Source organism: Arthrobacter sp. NicSoilB8, assembly GCF_019977355.1.
GTDB lineage: Bacteria > Actinomycetota > Actinomycetes > Actinomycetales > Micrococcaceae > Arthrobacter.
The window spans coordinates 1164097-1180861 of record NZ_AP024655.1 but is presented as its reverse complement, the minus strand read 5'-3'; the positions used below and the strand labels follow the sequence as shown (position 1 = coordinate 1180861).

Below are 16765 nucleotides of genomic sequence, written 5' to 3'. Positions count from 1 at the left end.
CCCACCCTTATTTGGCTCGCTAATCTGCGAACCATTTTCAGGCTGTTTAGAAGGGGGTCGGTCGCTTTCTTTCCGCATCAGCGGCGGCGACTCGAATTACTTTACACGCCGGGATGACCAGGCACAAATCGGCCCTCCGAGGGGCCCCTTGGCGTCATATTCCCCGGATCGGCGCGGAATCTGACCTCGTCCCGGACCTTCCGCAGCGCCCCGCAGGCAAACGTAGTTCCTGTGGGCTGCATCACCCAATCAGGACAGGACGCTCCGTACGCGTCTGGTACACCCTGTCTGGTACACCGTTTGCCCACCCATCATTCCCCTGCAGCGTCGGGATCAGGCGCTGCCGCAGTTGGGGCATACGTGAGATCGCCCGGGAGCAGCCAGCAATACTGCAGTTCCGAGTCCCTGGCCGTAGCTGACACGCCTCCCCCGGGCCGCGGGACCACCGTGGAGTGGATCACGGCCCACCATGTCTTGACGTTCAGCATTGCCGTTCCTTTCGATCGTTGCTCCGCCGCGATGGGGACCGGAGGCCCCGGGCCAGTCGGCCAGGTAGCTTTCCTCGCCTCCCCGGGCTCCCCCGGTTCGGCCGGCTCGTCGATAGGCAGGCCGGGAAGCCGGGTTGCGTAGCTACTTCCGAGTGGTGCCTGCCTGCATTCCTCGTGTGAACCCGGTCAGAAGCACGTCACCGAGGGTGCCGCGGGACTCCTGCCTGTGGGAGTCCTGCCCACGTGATCCCCCGGCATGCGCTTCCTGGTCCGGATCCGCCTGCCCGGCCGGGGACGCGGCCAACGCAGCCAGCCAGTCACCGTACCGGGTGATGTCCGTGCCTGTCGTGGCGGCGACAGCGTCGCAGGCAAAGCCGACGGCGGTGGATCCGTCGCTGAGGCGCACCGAGCCAAGGAGCATCGGCTCCGGCAAGGCCGCCAGGAACTGCCCCAGAGCCGCTTGGGAGAGAAGCCACTGCTCGGCCACTAGTTCCGCCCCATCCTCCGATCGGTACACCCCCGGTTTGGGCGGCTGGGTGTCCAGTGCGACCATGCGGTAACGGGCCGCCGTTCGGACGTGCCCGTCCCAGGAGGCTCCCAGGGATTCGAGTTGGTGCGCCAGCGGCTGGCCCTTGCGGTGCGCCCCCACCACAACCAAAGGCACCGAGGGCGCGCCGGCCCGGACGGGCCACGGCTCTCCCAAGGGCAACGGCCTGGAAGGAGCGGCCCCGGCCGCGAACAGCTCCGGCGCCGGCGGCGCGGTTTCAATCCTGCGGGCGATGTCGGCCACCACAGCATCATCGAACGTGCGCCCTACAACGGTGAGCCCGAACTGGGACCCCTCCACCTCTCCTGCGGGGACGGCAACGGCACAGAGGTCGAACAGGTTGCAGAAGTTCGTGTAGGTGCCCATGCGCGAGTTCACGCCGACGGGGTCCGCCGCGACATCCGCCAGGGTCGGGTGGAACGGCGCGGTGGGGACCACCAACGCGTCGAACCCCTCCAGCAGCGCCATCGCCCGGTCCTTCAGTCCGTCCAGCCGGGCGGTGTCCGCAACATACGTGTGTGCCGGCACCTGGCCGGCACGGCGGACGATCCCGGCGACCGTCGGGTCCAGCCCCGCAGGATTTTCCAAGCTGTCGCCCGCGGCGTCTACGAATGCCCCGACGGCCGCGTAGCGCTCGGCGACCAGTCCGCCGTCGTACAGCAACCGCGCGGCCTGCAGGAACACGTCGAACTCGATCGGCTCCGCGTCCACGCCCGCGGCCTGAAGCCTGGCGATCTGGCGGCCGAATTCGGCCGCCCACGCCTGCGGAAGCTCAGGAAGGCTGGACGGATAGGCGACGCGCGGCCGGCTGGGCGCCGCGAGCCGGACATCGGCGGGCCACGGGCGCGCCCCGCCGGCCATCGTCCCCATGGCCAGCTCCGCCGTGCCCAGGTCCCGCGCGAATATGGTCACGGCGTCCCAGGAACGGCACGCCGGCACTACCCCGGCGGTGGACACTACGTTCAGGGTGGCCTTGATGCCAACGATGCCCTGCAGCCCGGCCGGGACACGCCCCGATCCGGCGGTGTCCGTGCCGATGGCAATGTCCACCAGCCCCAGGGCCACGGCCACGGCGGAGCCGGAGCTGGAGCCGCCGGAGATACGGTCCGGGCGGCGCGCATCGCGGACCGTGCCGTGCGGGCTGCGGGTTCCCACGAGCCCGGTGGCAAACTGGTCCAGGTTAGTGGCCCCCACAACCACCGCGCCCGCCGCCCGCAGCCGGTCCACCGCCTCCGCGTCCCGTTCCGGTGTGTAAGCGAAGCCGGGGCACGCCGCCGTGGTGTCGATCCCTGCCACGTCGACGTTGTTCTTCACGGCCAGAAGCAGCCCGGCCAGGGGAAGGTCCGTACCCGCGGCCACCGCGTCATCAACAGCCGCTGCCTCGGCCAGGAGTTCGTCCGCGCCCCGCACAGCGATCCAGATTTCCGGCCGGCCGGAGGTTTCGATGGCGGCCAGCGCCGCCCGCACCCGGGCGGTTGCGCTCTGTCCTGCAGTCGTCGTGCTCATGCGGTGGCCTCTTCCAGTTCCTTGGTGTCCAGTTCTGTGTTGTCCCGTTCTGTGTTGTCCAGGTCCGTGATCCGTTCCTCCGCGGGCGGGTGCGCGGTGGAGCTTTCCACGGGCAGCCCGAGGACCACCAGGGCTTCGCCGCCCACCACTTGGGACCCGGCCGCCGGCAGCACCTGCTGGACCACGCCGTCGCACGGGGCGGTCAGCACGGTCTCCATCTTCATCGCCTCCAGGGACACGAGTGGCTGGCCTTTCACCACGTGCTCCCCCGCCGTGACGTCTACTTTCCACACGCTGGCGGCGAAGGGTGCGGCCACCAGGGTGGCGCCGTCGGGCACCACCAGTTCTTCGGGGTCCGGGACGACGGCGGCGGCGGCATCTGCGCGGTCAAACTCGCCCGCGTCGGCCCAGGCCTGACGTTCGACGGCGAAAGCCGCCGCCTGCTGCTTGCGGAACACCGCGATGGACTCGCTGTTCCGGGCCAGGAAGTCCTCATGTTCGGCAAGCGAGAAGGTGCCGTCTTCGATGTCGACGCCGCGTCCCCGGCCTGCGGCCATGTCCGCCCGCAGGTCCAGGAGCTCTTCCGGGCTGACGGGATACCAGGAGATGCGGTCGAAGAACCGCAGGAGCCAGGGTGAGCCCGGTTCGAACGGCGCGGAATCGGCGTAGCGGGACCACACCTGGGTGGTCCGGCCCACGAATTGGTAGCCGCCGGGGCCTTCCATGCCGTAGATGCACATGTAGGCCCCGCCGATTCCCACGGCGTTTTCCGGCGTCCAGGTCCGGGCCGGGTTGTACTTGGTGGTGACCAGGCGGTGGCGGGGATCCAGGGGTGTGGCCACCGGGGCACCCACGTACACGTCACCCAGGCCCAGGACCAGATATTCGGCGTCGAAGACGGTGTCGAAGACATCGTTCACGGACTCCAGGCCGTTGATGCGCCGGATGAACTCGATATTCCACGGGCACCAGGGAGCGTCATCCCGGACGCCGGCCATGTAGCGCTGGATCGCTTCGCGGGTGGCCGGATCATCCCAGGACAGGGGCAGGCGGACGGTGCGGCTGGGCACCACCAGCTCCGAACTGGCCGGCAGGGCGGCTTCGATTTCCCGCACCAGGGCCAGGAGACGCGGCGCCGGAAGCACCGTCGGATCGATTTTGACCTGCAGGGACCGGATCCCGGGCGTGAGGTCCACGATCCCCGGCATGCGAAGCTCCTGGATGTGCTGGTGCAAGGCGTGCACGCGGGCCCTCAGACTGAGGTCCAGCACCATGTCGCCGTATTCCACCAGCAGGTTGTCATCGCCGGAGCGCCGGTAGGTGACCGCGGGCCGGCCGGGACCTTCCGGCACCCGGCCCAGCACGCCGTCGTCGCCGTCTCCCCGGCGGATGCCGGCAGCGGGAGTCAGGGCGACGGCGGACGGCGGGGCGGCTTCGGAGTTCGGGCAGGCGGGGGCACCGCCGGGGGAACGGGACCAGCCGGCGTCGCCCGGCAGCACCAGCTGCCGGCCTGGTCCCAGATCCCCGGCCGACGGCGCCTGGCGGGCTTCCACCGGCACGAAGCGGACGGTGTCGCCGGGACGGAGCTGGCCCAGCTTCCAGCGGTCGGCCGTCACCACGGTCACGGGGCAGACGAAGCCGCCCAGGCTGGGGCCGTCCGGACCGAGCAGGATGGGGGTGTCGCCGGTGAAGTCCAGGGCGCCCACCGAATAGGCGGTGTCGTGGATGTTCGAGGGGTGCAGTCCCGCCTCGCCGCCGTCGCTGCGCGCCCACCGCGGTTTGGGGCCGACGAGGCGGACGCCGGTGCGGGCGGAGTTGAAGTGCACTTCGTAGCTCGCGGCGTAGAGCTCCTCGATGTCCTCGCGCTGGAAGAACTCGGGAGCGCCATGCGGGCCCTCCACTACCGTCAGCTCCCATGCGGACGTCAGGGCGGGCCTGCTGTCCAACGGAACGGGACCGGCCTTGCCCGGAGCTGCCGTCAGGGCTGCCGCAGGCTGGGGGGCCGGCGTCGAATCTGTGACCGTCTCCGGGGCCGCGGCGCGGAGCACATCCCCGGACCGGAGGACGCGGCCTCCGTGGCCGCCGAACCGGCCCAGGGTGAAGGTGGACGCACTGCCCAGATACTGCGGCACGTCAAGCCCGCCCTGGAACAGGATGTAGCCCCGGAGGCCTGAGCCTTCGGCCGTGCCGACGTCGAGCGTGCCTCCCGCGGGTACCGTCACCGGTTCCCAGGCCGACACGTCGGTGCCGTCCACGGTAACCGCCACGTCCGCGCCGGTGACGCACACGGTAGTGCTGTGGGTGAAGTGCAGGCTGGGGCCGGTCATAGTGAACTCGAGCCCGGGGGCGCCTTCAGGGTTGCCAAGGGCCTGGTTGCCGAGCCGGAAGGACAGGTCGTCCATCGGGCCGCTGGGCGGTACGCCCACCTGCCACAACCCGACGCGTCCGGGCCAGTCCTGGACGGAGGTCTGCAGGCCGGGCCGCTCCACGGTGATCCGGGGTTCCGGATCCCCCAGGTCATGCAGGGTGCCGGTGGAGTGGGCCGCGTCGCGGACCACATCCAGGGCCGTCACGGCCCGGAGCATCCCGAGGTTGGTCTCGATGCCATCGATCCGGGTGGCCTTCAGCGCGGCGCCGAGCCGGTCGAAGGCCTGGTTCCGGTCCGTGCCGGTGGTGATGATCTTGGCCAGGAGCGGATCGTAGTTGGTGGAGACCTCGCTGCCTGTTTCCACCCAGGCGTCCACGCGCACGCCGTCAGCTCCGGGGTAGGCGGCGTTGGTGACCGTTCCGGAACTTGGCTGGAAGTTGCGGGCCGGGTCCTCGGCGTAGAGCCGGGCCTCGACGGCGTAGCCGGAGATGGGGATGCTGTCCGGGCGTCCGGCCAGCACGCCGGCGGCCTCGGTCCCGCCCTGGGCCAGGCGGAGCATCCACTCCACGAGGTCGACGCCGGTGACGGCTTCCGTGACGGGGTGCTCGACCTGGAGCCGGGCGTTGACCTCGAGGAAGGACGCCTCCTGGCGGACCGGGTCATAGACGAACTCGACCGTCCCCGCCGAGCGGTAGTCCAGCGATCCGCACAGGGCCCGGGAGCTGCGGTGCAGTTCGTCCCGGAGTGCTCCGGGCAGGTCCGGTGCGGGCGCCTCCTCGAGCACTTTCTGGTGGCGGCGCTGCAGCGAGCAGTCCCGGTCGCCCAGGCTCACCACCCGGCCGTTGCCGTCACCGAAGATCTGCACTTCCACGTGCCGGGCATGCTCCACGTAGCGCTCCGCGAAAACGCCGGCGGTGCTGAAGCTCGCGCCGGCGAGGCGGGCCACGCGGGGGTAGCTCTCGGTGAGCTCGGCCTCGGTGCGGCACACGGTCATCCCGATGCCGCCGCCACCGCCCGTGGCCTTGAGCATGAGCGGGAATCCGATGTCCCGGGCGGCAAGCACGGCGGCGTCGACGTCCGCGAGCAGGCCGGATCCGGCGATCATGGGCACGCCGGCGGCCCGGGCGGCATCCCGTGCGGTGTGTTTGGTGCCGAAGATCCGGAGCTGCTCCGGGGTGGGTCCCACGAACACCAGCCCGGCGGCCTCCACGGCCTCCGCGAAGCCGGCGTCCTCCGAGAGGAACCCGTAGCCGGGGTGGATGGCGCCGGCACCGGTGGCCGCGGCCGCCGCCAGGATGGCCTCGACCTTGAGGTAGGAGTCCTTGGCCGGGGCGGGGCCCAGGAGCACGGCCTCATCGGCCAGCCTGACGTGGCGGGCGCCCCGGTCGGCCTCCGAATACACGGCCACGGTGCGCAACCCGATCTTCCGGGCGGATTCGATGATGCGGCAGGCGATTTCGCCGCGGTTGGCGATCAGCAGGGTGTCGAAGCGGTTCACAGGGCGGCCTCCGGGCGGGTGACGATCATGCGGACGGGCGTGGGGTTGAAGCCGTTGCACGGATTGTTGATCTGCGGGCAGTTCGAGACCAGCACCAGGGTGTCCACCTCGGCCCGGAGGGCCACCCGCTTGCCCGGGGCGGACAGGCCGTCCACGATGCCGAGGGCGCCGTCCGGGTCCACCGGGACATTCATGAACCAGTTGATATTGGAGACCAGGTCACGCTTCCCCAGCCCCCAGCGGGACCCCTCGATCAGGAAGTTCTCCACGCAGGCGTGCTGTTCGCGGGTGTGCTGCCCGTAGCGCAGCGTGTTGGATTCCTGCGAGCAGGCCCCGCCGATGGTGTCGTGCACGCCCACCTCGTCCGCCACCACGGTCATGAGCGGCAGGCCGGCGTCGGAGCGAAGCACGGAACCGGTGGTCAGCACGATGGAGCGCTGAGCGGCGACTGTAACGGCGGCGGAGTAGCGCACCTCGGTGTCGTCTGCCGCGTACAGCAAACAGTCCACCGCCTGGTTGCCGTCAAGGTCCACGATGGTCAGGACGTCTCCGGCGGCCACGACGCCGGACCAGGGTCCGCGCGCTTCGACGCATTCGTCGAGGATGACGGCGCCGGCCGCGAGCGCTGTCCGGCTGGCAGGGACGCTCGCGGTGGCGGCCGGGGGTGTCAGGGTTTGAGTGGCGGTGTTCATCGGGCGGTCCTTGCCGTGAGGTCGTGTTCGGTGTTGTTCAGGGCCTGCCGGTGTTCGGGGGTCAGCGGCCCGGTCAGGTGCCCCTGCTCGAGCAGGCCGAGGTCGTCCGGCGCGTGCCAGGCGACGACGTCGACGGCGGTTCCGGTGAAGTCTGGCCGCGGATCCAGCGGGTGGGCGGTATTCGCCAGCAGCACCACGGCGTCCATCTGCAGGAGGATCTCGACGGCGGCTCCGGCGCCGGCGGACCCGGTGAACCGGATGCCGCCCTCCGGGTCAACCCGGATGCCCTTGAAGAGCGAGAGCGACGGCGCCACATCCCGTGCGCCCAGTCCCTGCTTCAGCGCGGCCAGGGTCAGCAGTTCCCGCCCGGCGGGCGAGCTGCTGTGGACCGTCCCGGCGCCGTAGCGGGCAGTGTTCCCGGCCAGTGTGGTGGTGCCGGTCAGGGCATCGTGGCGGGCGGACGTGTCGGCCACGATCGTGCCCATCAGCCGGCCGGCGTCGGAGAGCAGCGGGTGGCCCGCCGTGGGGTATGCCTGCCACGGTACCTTGACCGTGTCCGCCACATTGAGCCGTTCATGCAGGGCCCCGCTCCGGTAGATCAGGACGTGGACGCAGGCGTCGCCGTCGGTGTCCGTGAGCCGGATCCGGGTGCCGCGGGCCAGCGGCAGCGCGGTGTAGCGGCCGAACGCCACGGATTCGGCCCAGCTCAGGCGTTCCCTGGCGGCCTCGGGCAGGCCCGCGGAGTACCGCGCCGGGGCGGCGCCGGCCGGGACGTGCCGCATGGTGTCAGCCGTGCGGCCGTGCTGCTCGCGGGCGTGCGCCCGGGCTCCGGCGGTGGTGGCGGTCGCGGGGGCTGGTGTTTCAGTCGTCTGTGTCATGTCAATCCTGGGGTGGCGTGGAGGTGCACGGGCTGCGGGTCAGGCGGGCGTGGAGTCAGGCGTCGCTGCGGGCGGCAGACCGGGCGCTGGCGCGCCGGATCCAGAGGCCGAGGAGGAGCACGATGCCCACCATCAGCGGGGCAGAGTAGAGGAGGATGCCGTTGTCGCCGGAGGGGTCGTAGACCTCGGGCCTCGGCCAGGCGAGGTTGACCACCATGACGCCGCCGTAGAGCACCGCGAGGATGTTGACGGGCAGGCCCCAGCGGCCCAGGGAGAACAGCCCTGCCGGCATGGTCTGGCCCACGCGGTCCCAGTCGCCGCGGAGGCGGTTGAGGAGCTGCGGCACCGTGACCAGGAGGTAGGCCACGTACACCATGACGATGCAGACGCTGCAGAGCGTGGTGAAGAGTGCGGCGTTGCCGACGTTGATGGCCAGCACGCCCACGGCCAGTGCGCCGATGGCGATGGAAGGCCACATTGGGGTCCCGCGGGTCGGGTGGACGGAGGAGAGCAGGGCCGAGGCGGGGAGTTTGCCGTCCCGCGCCATCGAGAACACGAGACGCGACCCGGCTGTCTGGATGGCCAGGGTGCAGACGAAGATGGCCACGGCCACATCCACCAGGAGCACTTTGCCCCAGAAGGTGCCCAGGACGGCGGTCAGCACGTACGGAAGGCCCTCGGTGGCGAGCCGGCCGTCGTCGAGGCTGGGCGCTGCCATCAGCGCCGTGATGATCATCAGCGCCCCGCCGATGCCGGAGATGATCAGGGCCGAAAGGATGGTCCGGGGCGCCGTCTGCCGCGGGGACTTGGTCTCCTCGGAGAGCTCACCGGCCGAGTTGAAGCCCACCATGACGTAGGCGGCCATCAGGCCCGAGACCATGAATGCGCCCAAGGCTCCGAGGTCGGATCCGGCCAGGACGGTGGTGTCCATCACGACGTCGGGCCCGCGCTGGGCGGCAGTGATGAGCGCCAGGATCACGGCGGCGACGCCGACGATTTCGCAGGTCACGCCCACCGAGTTCACGTGGGACATGAGCTTGACGCCCAGGGAGTTGATCACGGTGGTGATCACCAGCAGGATGGCGCCGAGGACGACGGCGTTCGCGGCGCCGGTGGTGGTGTTCAGCGCAGGGTCGCCTCCCACCAGCTGGAATCCTTCCCAGAGCTGGGGCAGCACCACCTGCATGGCGATGGCCGCGGCGGCGGCGGTGACCACCTGTGCCAGGGCCATGAACCAGCCGGCGAACCAGCCCACCGTTTCACCGCCGACGCGCCGGGCCCACTGGTAGACCGCCCCGGAGAGCGGGTAGCGTGCCGCGAGCTCCGCGAAGTTCAGGGCCACCAGCAGCTGGCCGATCAGCACCACCGGCCAGGTCCAGAAGAACGCCGGGCCGGCAAAGGAATAGCCGAACGCGAAGAGCTGGAAGATGGTGGTCAGGATGGAAACGAAGGAGAAGCCTGCCGCGAAGGAAGCATAGCGGCCCAGCTTGCGGTGCAGGGAGGGCTCGTAGCCAAGCGACGTAAGGTCTGCGTCATCCGTCTGCGCGGATGAGGGGAGAACTGTGGATGTCATCGAAAATCTCCGGGGCTGGAACGGCGTTGGGGTTGATGCGTTCGGTTGATGCGTTCGGTTGATGCGTTCCGGCAAATGCAGCACTGGGCCCAACACTGCGGAATACCGGTCACTTGATAGTTTTCCAGCCGGACGTCCCGAACTCGTTTCGCCTGTGTAAAAGGTGGATAGCCGGAATATTTCCGTGGTGTTTCCCGGATCTCACCGGGCTGCGGACGCGGCCGCGCGGGCCCGTCAGGTGCAAGAATGATGCCGTGACAACAACCGGCCCCGGGCGCCCCCGCAAGCAGCAACCCTCCCGCCCCGGGGCTACGGCGCGGGACGAGATCCTCGACGCCGCGGCCGAACTTTTCACCACCCAGGGGTACGCCAACACCTCAACCCGCGCCATCGCCGAGGCCGTGGGGATCCGCCAGTCATCGCTTTACCACCACTTCAGCCACAAGGACGACATCCTTGAAGTTCTCCTGGCAGGCACGGTGGCCAGCGGCCTCGCCTTTGCCCGCGCGGTGTGCGCCGGGGATGACGGCGACCGCAGCCCCGTGGCCGCGGCGGCGCGGCTGCACGCCGTCGCCCTCTATGACGGAACCCAGCTGTGCAACGCCAGGTGGAACCTCGGCGTGCTCTACAACCTGCCGGAGGCGCGCAGCGCGCGGTTCCACAGCTTCATGGCTGACCGGACGGAGCTCCGGGGACTGTACCAGCGCCTCGGCGCGGAACTGCCCGAGAACGGGTGGACCGCCGCCGGCCAGAACGGGGATCTGGTGTTTCGTCTGGTGGAATCCCTGGTCAACCTCCGCGCCGACGGGCTGAACACGCCGGACTCCCCGCAGCAGGCCGCCGACGCCGGTATCGTGCTGTGCGGCTTGGCGGGCAGCCTTGCCGAAGTCCGGGCCCAGAGTGCGGCGCTCGTCGCTCGGAGGAATCCCTAGCAGCCTCCGTTCGGGCGAGGCGGGGGCGCCGCCGCAATTTGGCCCTGTCCCGGCCGCGCCCGAAGGACTAACATGCAGCAGTACCGGTGCGATGACGGCCGGTGTTGCTGTTTCTTGCTGGACTTCACGGGATTGCCGTCTGAGCGCCGGTCTTTTCGTGATGACCGGGCTGGTTGGGGTCTGGACAGTCGGGCCTCGCATAGGCACGGGCGGCTGACGACTTGAGGGGGACGTGATGCCGAGTTTCCTCTTCGCCACGCTCGACGCCGGCGGCAACCTGGCGCCGGCCCTGGGCATCGCCCGCGAGCTGCTGCGGCAAGGACACCGGGTCCGCTTCCTCGGGCACGCCACTCAGGCGGCGGCGGTGGAAGCCGCCGGCGCCGAATTCCTCCCCTACCGCTGTGCGGCCACGCTGGATCCGGCCGTTCCCGCCCCGGCGCACCGGCAGTTCGCGGCGATGCTGAACGTGTTCAGCGACTCCGGCATCGGCCGGGACCTCGTGGAGGAGGCACGGCGGGAGCCGCCGGACGTCGTCGTCGTCGATTGCCTGCTCCTGGGCGCGATCGAAGCAGCGGCGAAGGCCGGGCTGCCGCAAGTTGTGTTGGTGCACAGCTTCTTCGCGTACTTCGACGGCCCGTTCCGGCATGGTCCCATGGGCGCCGCGCTCTCGCTCAAGCGGCTGCCGCCGCGCCGCGTGCTGGGGCGGGCGGACCGGGTGCTGGTCTGCGCGGATCCGCTGCTGGATCCGGCCGGATCCTGGGACCGCGTCTCCTGGGAGAGCGACCCGGACCGGGTGGTGTGGTCCGGGGCCGTGGTGGACGACGTCGTACCGGCCACTGCCGCAGGGGCGCCCGGAACTGCCGCCGCGCTTCCCGACGGCGGCTCGCCGCTGGCCGAGCTTCCCGACGGCGGGACGCCGCCGCGGGTCCTGGCGAGCCTGAGCACCACGGCGTTTCCCGGGCAGCAGGAAGTGCTGCAGAAGATCCTGGACGCGGCGTCCGGATTGCCCGTGGAGCTGATTGTGACCACGGGCCCCGCGGTGGATCCCGCGAGCCTGTCCGCGCCGGCGAACGCCTCGGTGCGCCGCTACGTGGACCACAGCGAGATCATGCCGGGCTGCAGCGCGGTCATCTGCCACGGCGGGCACTCCACCTCCATGCGCGCGCTGGCCCTCGGACTTCCGGTCATGGTCCTGCCGATGCACCCGATGATGGACCAGCACATGGTCGGCAAGGCCATCAGCAATGCGGGGGCCGGCGTGCTCCTGAGCCGCAAGTCGTCGCCGGACCAGATCGGCGCCGCGCTTACGGCTCTCCTGGCATCGGAGAGCCAGCGGAAGGCCGCAGCGTTTATCGGCGCCCGCCTCCGCAGTGCCGGCGGTGCCCGGACGGGCGCTCAGGTCCTCGCCGACCTGGCCGGTCTCGTCAGCGTGGCCGGGTGAGCTTGCCGTTTGGCCTTGGCGCAGCCTCTGTCCCGGCGTCGGCGGCAGGACTAAGATTCCAGCTGCACCGATGGGATTGCCACCGTGCGGAAACTGTTGCGTGGAAGGACATCTGTCATGGAATGCATAACGTGGTTCGCGCCGATCCTGCCCGGGAAACTGGAGGAGTGGAAGGCCCTGGACGCCGAGATGGCCGGGGCCCGCGCCGACGACCACAAACGCTCGCGCGAGCGCATGGGCATCACCCGGGAGGTCGCCAGCCTCATGCAGACCCCGCAGGGGGACTTCGTCTGCCTGTTCCATGAGGCCGAGGACCTGGCCAAGGCGTTCGGAACGCTCGCGACCTCGGACGATCCCTACGACGTGTGGTTCCGCGAGCAGCTCGTGAAGCTCCACGGCCTGACGTCCGAGATGCTGCAGGGTCCTCCCCCGGCCCAGCTGACGTTCGATTACAAGGCAGGCTGATCGGCGGCGGCCGACCATTGCGCCATGCGCCGGGCTGGCCTCGGGCTGGCCCAGCAGAGCGACTGCCCGGCCGTGGAATGCAGCCGCGGCGCGTGGAGTACCGCTGTTTCGTGCACTCGCAGGTGCACCATTTCGTCGCTTCATCGCCCCCTAACGTCCTGCCCTTCCCGGGCGACAAGCGCGTTGCTACGATTGCTACGGAGGCTGGCATGACAACAATTCCGCACCGCGAACTTCGCAACCAGAGCAGCAAAATTCTTGAGCGCGTGAAAAACGGCGAAACCATTGAGGTGACCAACAACGGGGAAGTCGCCGCGGTTCTCATCCCTCCGTCCTCCTCCCCGTTCGAGCGGCTGCTTTTGGCAGGGCAGATCCGGCGGGCCGCCCCGGGTGCCGTTGATTTTCAGTCGCTGCCGCGGGTCGGTGCAGCATCCACGACCGCGGAAATACTGGGCGACGTTCGCGGCGACCGTTGATCCTCTACGTGGACACGTCGGCCGCCCTCAAACTCGTGGTGGAGGAACCGGAATCGCCCGCCCTGGCAAAGTACCTCGAGGCCGCCGTGTCCCGCGGCGACAAGCTGGCGGCCTCCATGCTCCTGTACACGGAGCTTCACTGCGCCGCCAACCGGCGGGGACTTCCCGGCGGGCTGGTTAATTCCGTGCTGAGTGGAATCAATCTGGCGGACGTGGCGCGCTCGGACTTGATGTACGCGGCCGCCTTGCCTGGCCGGCTGCGCAGCGCTGATGCCATTCACTTGGCGGCGGCTATCCGGCTCCAGGCCGATGTCGTAGTCGCCTACGACGCCGAGCTGCTGGCCGCCGCCGTCGACGCCGGCCTCAGCGTCTTCTCCCCCGGAGTCCCGGGCTGAACGCACTCACTGCGTCGGCAGGGCCTCGACGAAAGGCACCTGGGTCGCGTATTGCTGATAGAGCTTGACGGCCTCGTCGATCTCTATATGGCCGAAGTTCAACGCGACCTGCAGCCCCTCCAGCTGGGCGCTGGCAGTCTCGGCCGCGCTCACCCGGTCCGCCAGCGAATGGGACGTGGCAAAATTCGTGGCCAGCGCCGCGGCTATGGAGCAGATCACCGCCAGCAGGCACAGTCCGCGCCACACCAGCGAGTCGTCGCTCAGGTTGAAGAGTTCGGCCACCGCGTTGGTGAACCCTGTACCCCCGACGGCGGGGCCGGCGGTGAACGCCGCGGCCAGCGCGCTGCCCACGATGCTGATGTTGGCCAGCCGGGTGCGCCGGGGCCGTTCCCGGCCGAGATAGGAGCGGATGGCCTGCTGTTTCTCGTCGATCCGGGAGGACAGCTTCTGCCGTGTATCGGATGTTTCGTCCATGATCTGGTACCAGCTTCCCTCGCCGATCGTGTCCGCACGCCCGGAGAGTGAGACCCGCCTTCCAGCGGCCCGCCGGCTGCCCCGGATTCCTCCAGCCGGGGCGGAAGCTCCCCGCCCCGTTGCCGCTCTCCTCCCGAAACGCGCACACGTTTAGGATGCTCCCGCGCCGCTGCGGGTGTCTAGATGACGTAGTGGTCAGTCGGCACACCCTCACGTCTGCAGGGTTGGCGGGTCCCGCCCTGCGGAACCGGCGGCCCGGCGCGTTTTTCTCGTAGGAGGTGAACTCGATTTCGCAGCCGATGCTGAGGTCGTCCCCTGCGTGCCTGGCCGGACGGGGGCTGCTTCGGCCTGGTTCCGGGACCGCTGGAGCTATCCGGCCCGGCTCGGTAGCATGCAACGCATGGCCATCAAACTTGAGAACGTCGGCATCGCCGTCCGCGACCTCGAAGCAGCAATCGCCTTTTTCACCGACCTCGGGCTCACCGTCATCGGCCGTGACACGGTCAGCGGCGAGTGGACCGATACCGCCGTCGGACTTGACGGAAACCACGCCAACATCGCGATGCTCCAGACCCCGGACGGTCATGGTCGACTCGAGCTTTTCGAATACATCCATCCCGAAGCGATCGAGTCGAACCCGACTCGTCCCAACGAGATTGGCATGCACCGCGTGGCCTTCTCGGTAGACGACATCGATAAGGCCCTCGAGATAGCTGCGAAGCACGGATGCCATCCGCTACGCGGTGTGGCGACCTATAAGGACGTCTATAAACTCACCTACCTCCGCGGCCCCAGCGGAATCATCGTGATGCTCGCCGAGGAACTGAAGAAAGGCTGACCCCCGAAGCGGCCCGATTGGCCTGCGTTGGTTACGAACGCGAGGGCTTACTTCGCAGTCATCAGGAGATCGCCGGTGAGCGTTGCGACATGATCCTCTACGCTGCCATCCGGGAGACCAAAGCCTGCTGAGGGATGCGCCTGCGGGCGGCCGACTCCTTTTCCGAAGCGCTGAACTCCACAAGGAAACCGCACGACGCCGGGCCTGCGCCACTCCCAACGCTGGAAGCGGCGGTCAGGCCCGTGCGGATATTGGCGTCCGGCTGCTGGAGTCCGGTCAGCGCAGGGACCGCAGCGACGCGTACGGTTCGCTGGGGAGGTTACCCGCCGTCCAGGAGCGGGTGGACCGCTCGAGCGGGGTGTGGCCACGGCCGTCGCGGGCGACCGCGACGATGGTGGCGACGGCTGCATAGACCATGAATCCTACGAGCAGGATGGCGGCAAATTCCATTTGAAGGCACCTCGGGCGATTGAAGAAGCGGGTTGTTGGGGCGAGTGATGAAGTTCCTGGTCGGGGCCGGATTCCGGGGTGATCGGTGCGGTGCGAGCTGCGGTTGTTGTTTAGGTTTCCGGTCCCTTTAAGAGGACATGTCCAGTTTCCGCGGCCACCGTGTGAGCCAGCGTGTGAGCGGTGGGACCCTCAACGTCAAAGGTTGGACGCCGACGCCGCAGCCCGGCTCCGCAGTCCCGCTGAGCTGTTCAGCTCGGCTGTTCCGCTGGCGTGGCCGCACTGCTACCTTGGCTGGATGGAACGATCTCTGATGAGGCCAAGGAACCGCAAGATCCTCGCGGGAGTCTGCGCAGCCATTGCCCAACGCTTCGGCATCTCCGTGACCCTGGTCCGCCTCGGCTTCGTGTTCTTCGGCTTCTTCGGCGTCGGCGAGCTGGTCTACATCGCGTTGTGGATCCTCATCCCCAAGGCAAAATAACGGCCACTCGTCAGGACAGCCCGCCGCGGACACCAGTACGACGGCGAGCGTCCGGCAGCGGCCGGCCTCCCGCCGTCGTGCCGGACTACGAGCAGTTCCATTCCTGGTTTGCGCAGGTTTCCTGCGGTCACGACGGCGGCCCGTGGCCCGGTCTTCGAGGCGGGAGCCCTTGACGGGCACTGGCATACTGACGCCATGGCAATCGGAATGACACGGGGTGGAACGGTGCTGCGGGACGGTGCCGCGGCCGTCCTGCTTGTCGCTGCCCAGCTGGCGGGCTTCTGGTTCCACTCAGCCGGCATTTACCAGGGCACCGCGAACGTTCCGCTCGCCGAATTTCCGGAGGATGTGGACGTCTTCTACGTTCTGACCTTCGCTCCCACCATCATCGGGCTCAAATACCTGGCCTACGACTTCGCGGTGAGGGAGTTTACCAAGACCTACAGGACTCCCGCGCTGCTTCTCTGCTTCTTCGTCGGCTATGCGGCCGCGTTGGCCATCGACGTGGCGTGCCTGTTTTCGGCGTCGAGGCCAATAGCCGACGCCGGGCTTGCCGTCCTGGGCGCGGTTTTCCAAACGCCGTTGGTCCTCTTCGCATGTGCGACCGTCATCGCCGCGACGGTCCTCTTGAAGGACAGGCCTCCTCAAACCGGGGCTGCGCAGGCCCCGTGAACGTGCACGGCGCTCACCTATCCGGCGCCGAATGATGCGGCCGGGCCTCTGGTTCGCGTCAGCTTGCGTTGTTGTTCGCGGCCCTGGCTGCCGCGGCCACCTGGTGGTGCAGCTCTGCATGATCGGCTGCGGTGAGCGCCTCGTCGCCATCGAATGAGTACGGCTGGCCTACGCCGGTTTCGATGAGCGCCTTGAGGCTACCGTTCACGAACATGCCCCACGCGTTCGAACACACGTCGTAGCACTCGTCCTCGGGCTCGAGGCCCTCGTGGGTGAAGGTGACCCGCGTTCCGCCATCGGCCTCCTGGATGTCGAACCGGACGGTCGTGCCATTCCACTCCTGCTTATCTGCGGTGAAATCGAGGTAGCTGCCCGTGACGAGCCACGCGATGCGTCGTGCCGGTTCGATGTCGGTGACCCGGAATCCGCTGTAGTGCAGCCCCGGGACGACGTAGACGAACTCGTCGCCGACTGCGGTGGTCGAGCCGGTGATCCGCCCCCACCACGCGGGGACGTTGTTGATCGCATCGAACGCCTTTTGCGGCGTGGCATCCACGGTGATCGTTGTCGTGTAGTTCGCGGTCATTTTTCTGC

17 protein-coding genes are annotated in these 16765 nt (G+C 68.9%); 8 read left to right on the top strand and 9 right to left on the bottom strand.

Annotated elements, in window-relative coordinates:
* Positions 1 to 311 precede the first annotated feature (311 nt).
* The 6 genes from LDO15_RS05350 to LDO15_RS05325 form a co-directional block, all read right to left on the bottom strand.
* On the bottom strand, positions 312 to 488 hold the full coding sequence (locus tag LDO15_RS05350) for a hypothetical protein (protein WP_223984770.1): 177 nt from the start codon (positions 486 to 488) through the stop codon (positions 312 to 314).
* Between the two features lie 142 nt (positions 489 to 630).
* The gene (gene atzF / locus LDO15_RS05345) at positions 631 to 2541 is read right to left on the bottom strand and encodes an allophanate hydrolase (RefSeq protein WP_223984767.1); all 1911 of its coding nucleotides are present in this window, start codon (positions 2539 to 2541) and stop codon (positions 631 to 633) included.
* Positions 2538 to 6407, bottom strand: a complete 3870-nt coding sequence (gene uca / locus LDO15_RS05340) for an urea carboxylase (RefSeq protein WP_223984764.1) — start codon at positions 6405 to 6407, stop codon at positions 2538 to 2540. The genes atzF and uca overlap by 4 nt, the downstream gene beginning before the upstream one ends.
* On the bottom strand, positions 6404 to 7099 hold the full coding sequence (locus tag LDO15_RS05335) for an urea amidolyase associated protein UAAP2 (RefSeq protein ID WP_223984761.1): 696 nt from the start codon (positions 7097 to 7099) through the stop codon (positions 6404 to 6406). The genes uca and LDO15_RS05335 overlap by 4 nt, the downstream gene beginning before the upstream one ends.
* On the bottom strand, positions 7096 to 7977 hold the full coding sequence (locus tag LDO15_RS05330; protein ID WP_223984758.1) for an urea amidolyase associated protein UAAP1: 882 nt from the start codon (positions 7975 to 7977) through the stop codon (positions 7096 to 7098). The genes LDO15_RS05335 and LDO15_RS05330 overlap by 4 nt, the downstream gene beginning before the upstream one ends.
* A gap of 55 nt (positions 7978 to 8032) precedes the next feature.
* On the bottom strand, positions 8033 to 9550 hold the full coding sequence (locus LDO15_RS05325; RefSeq protein WP_223984756.1) for an amino acid permease: 1518 nt from the start codon (positions 9548 to 9550) through the stop codon (positions 8033 to 8035).
* A 254-nt stretch (positions 9551 to 9804) separates the two neighbouring features.
* Between LDO15_RS05325 and LDO15_RS05320 the strand changes: the two genes are divergently transcribed.
* From LDO15_RS05320 to LDO15_RS05300, 5 genes are all read left to right on the top strand, one after another.
* Positions 9805 to 10482 (top strand): TetR/AcrR family transcriptional regulator, encoded by a 678-nt coding sequence (locus LDO15_RS05320; RefSeq protein WP_223984754.1) that lies wholly within the window; start codon positions 9805 to 9807, stop codon positions 10480 to 10482.
* Positions 10483 to 10717: 235 nt separating this feature from the next.
* Entirely contained in the window at positions 10718 to 11923 is a 1206-nt protein-coding gene (locus LDO15_RS05315; protein WP_223984752.1) for a glycosyltransferase, read from the top strand.
* Between the two features lie 117 nt (positions 11924 to 12040).
* The gene (locus LDO15_RS05310) at positions 12041 to 12388 is read left to right on the top strand and encodes a DUF6176 family protein (RefSeq protein ID WP_223984750.1); all 348 of its coding nucleotides are present in this window, start codon (positions 12041 to 12043) and stop codon (positions 12386 to 12388) included.
* Between the two features lie 110 nt (positions 12389 to 12498).
* A complete protein-coding gene (locus LDO15_RS05305) occupies positions 12499 to 12864 on the top strand; it encodes a type II toxin-antitoxin system Phd/YefM family antitoxin (protein ID WP_223984747.1) in 366 nt (121 codons plus the stop codon).
* A gap of 8 nt (positions 12865 to 12872) precedes the next feature.
* A complete protein-coding gene (locus LDO15_RS05300) occupies positions 12873 to 13259 on the top strand; it encodes a type II toxin-antitoxin system VapC family toxin (protein ID WP_223984744.1) in 387 nt (128 codons plus the stop codon).
* Positions 13260 to 13265: 6 nt separating this feature from the next.
* Here the strand turns inward: LDO15_RS05300 and LDO15_RS05295 are convergent, their stop codons facing one another.
* Positions 13266 to 13733: a hypothetical protein gene (locus LDO15_RS05295; protein ID WP_223984742.1), complete on the bottom strand. Its 468-nt coding sequence runs from the start codon at positions 13731 to 13733 to the stop codon at positions 13266 to 13268.
* Between the two features lie 400 nt (positions 13734 to 14133).
* On the opposite strand from LDO15_RS05295, the gene LDO15_RS05290 reads away from it, so the two are divergent.
* Positions 14134 to 14571, top strand: coding sequence for a VOC family protein (locus LDO15_RS05290; protein WP_223984739.1), 438 nt, complete (start codon positions 14134 to 14136; stop codon positions 14569 to 14571).
* A gap of 276 nt (positions 14572 to 14847) precedes the next feature.
* On the opposite strand, the gene LDO15_RS05285 is transcribed toward LDO15_RS05290, so the two are convergent.
* A complete protein-coding gene (locus LDO15_RS05285; protein WP_223984737.1) occupies positions 14848 to 15021 on the bottom strand; it encodes a hypothetical protein in 174 nt (57 codons plus the stop codon).
* 295 nt (positions 15022 to 15316) lie between these two features.
* Here LDO15_RS05285 and LDO15_RS05280 point away from each other — a divergent pair, with 295 nt between their 5' ends.
* Together LDO15_RS05280 and LDO15_RS05275 are read left to right on the top strand one after the other, a co-directional pair.
* Positions 15317 to 15499 carry a PspC domain-containing protein gene (locus tag LDO15_RS05280; protein WP_120955306.1) on the top strand — a complete coding sequence of 61 codons (183 nt, stop codon included), beginning with the start codon at positions 15317 to 15319 and terminating at the stop codon, positions 15497 to 15499.
* A 195-nt stretch (positions 15500 to 15694) separates the two neighbouring features.
* The gene (locus LDO15_RS05275) at positions 15695 to 16171 is read left to right on the top strand and encodes a hypothetical protein (RefSeq protein ID WP_223984734.1); all 477 of its coding nucleotides are present in this window, start codon (positions 15695 to 15697) and stop codon (positions 16169 to 16171) included.
* Positions 16172 to 16229: 58 nt separating this feature from the next.
* Here LDO15_RS05275 and LDO15_RS05270 read toward each other — a convergent pair whose 3' ends face one another.
* On the bottom strand, positions 16230 to 16757 hold the full coding sequence (locus LDO15_RS05270; RefSeq protein WP_223984731.1) for an SRPBCC domain-containing protein: 528 nt from the start codon (positions 16755 to 16757) through the stop codon (positions 16230 to 16232).
* Positions 16758 to 16765 lie beyond the last annotated feature (8 nt).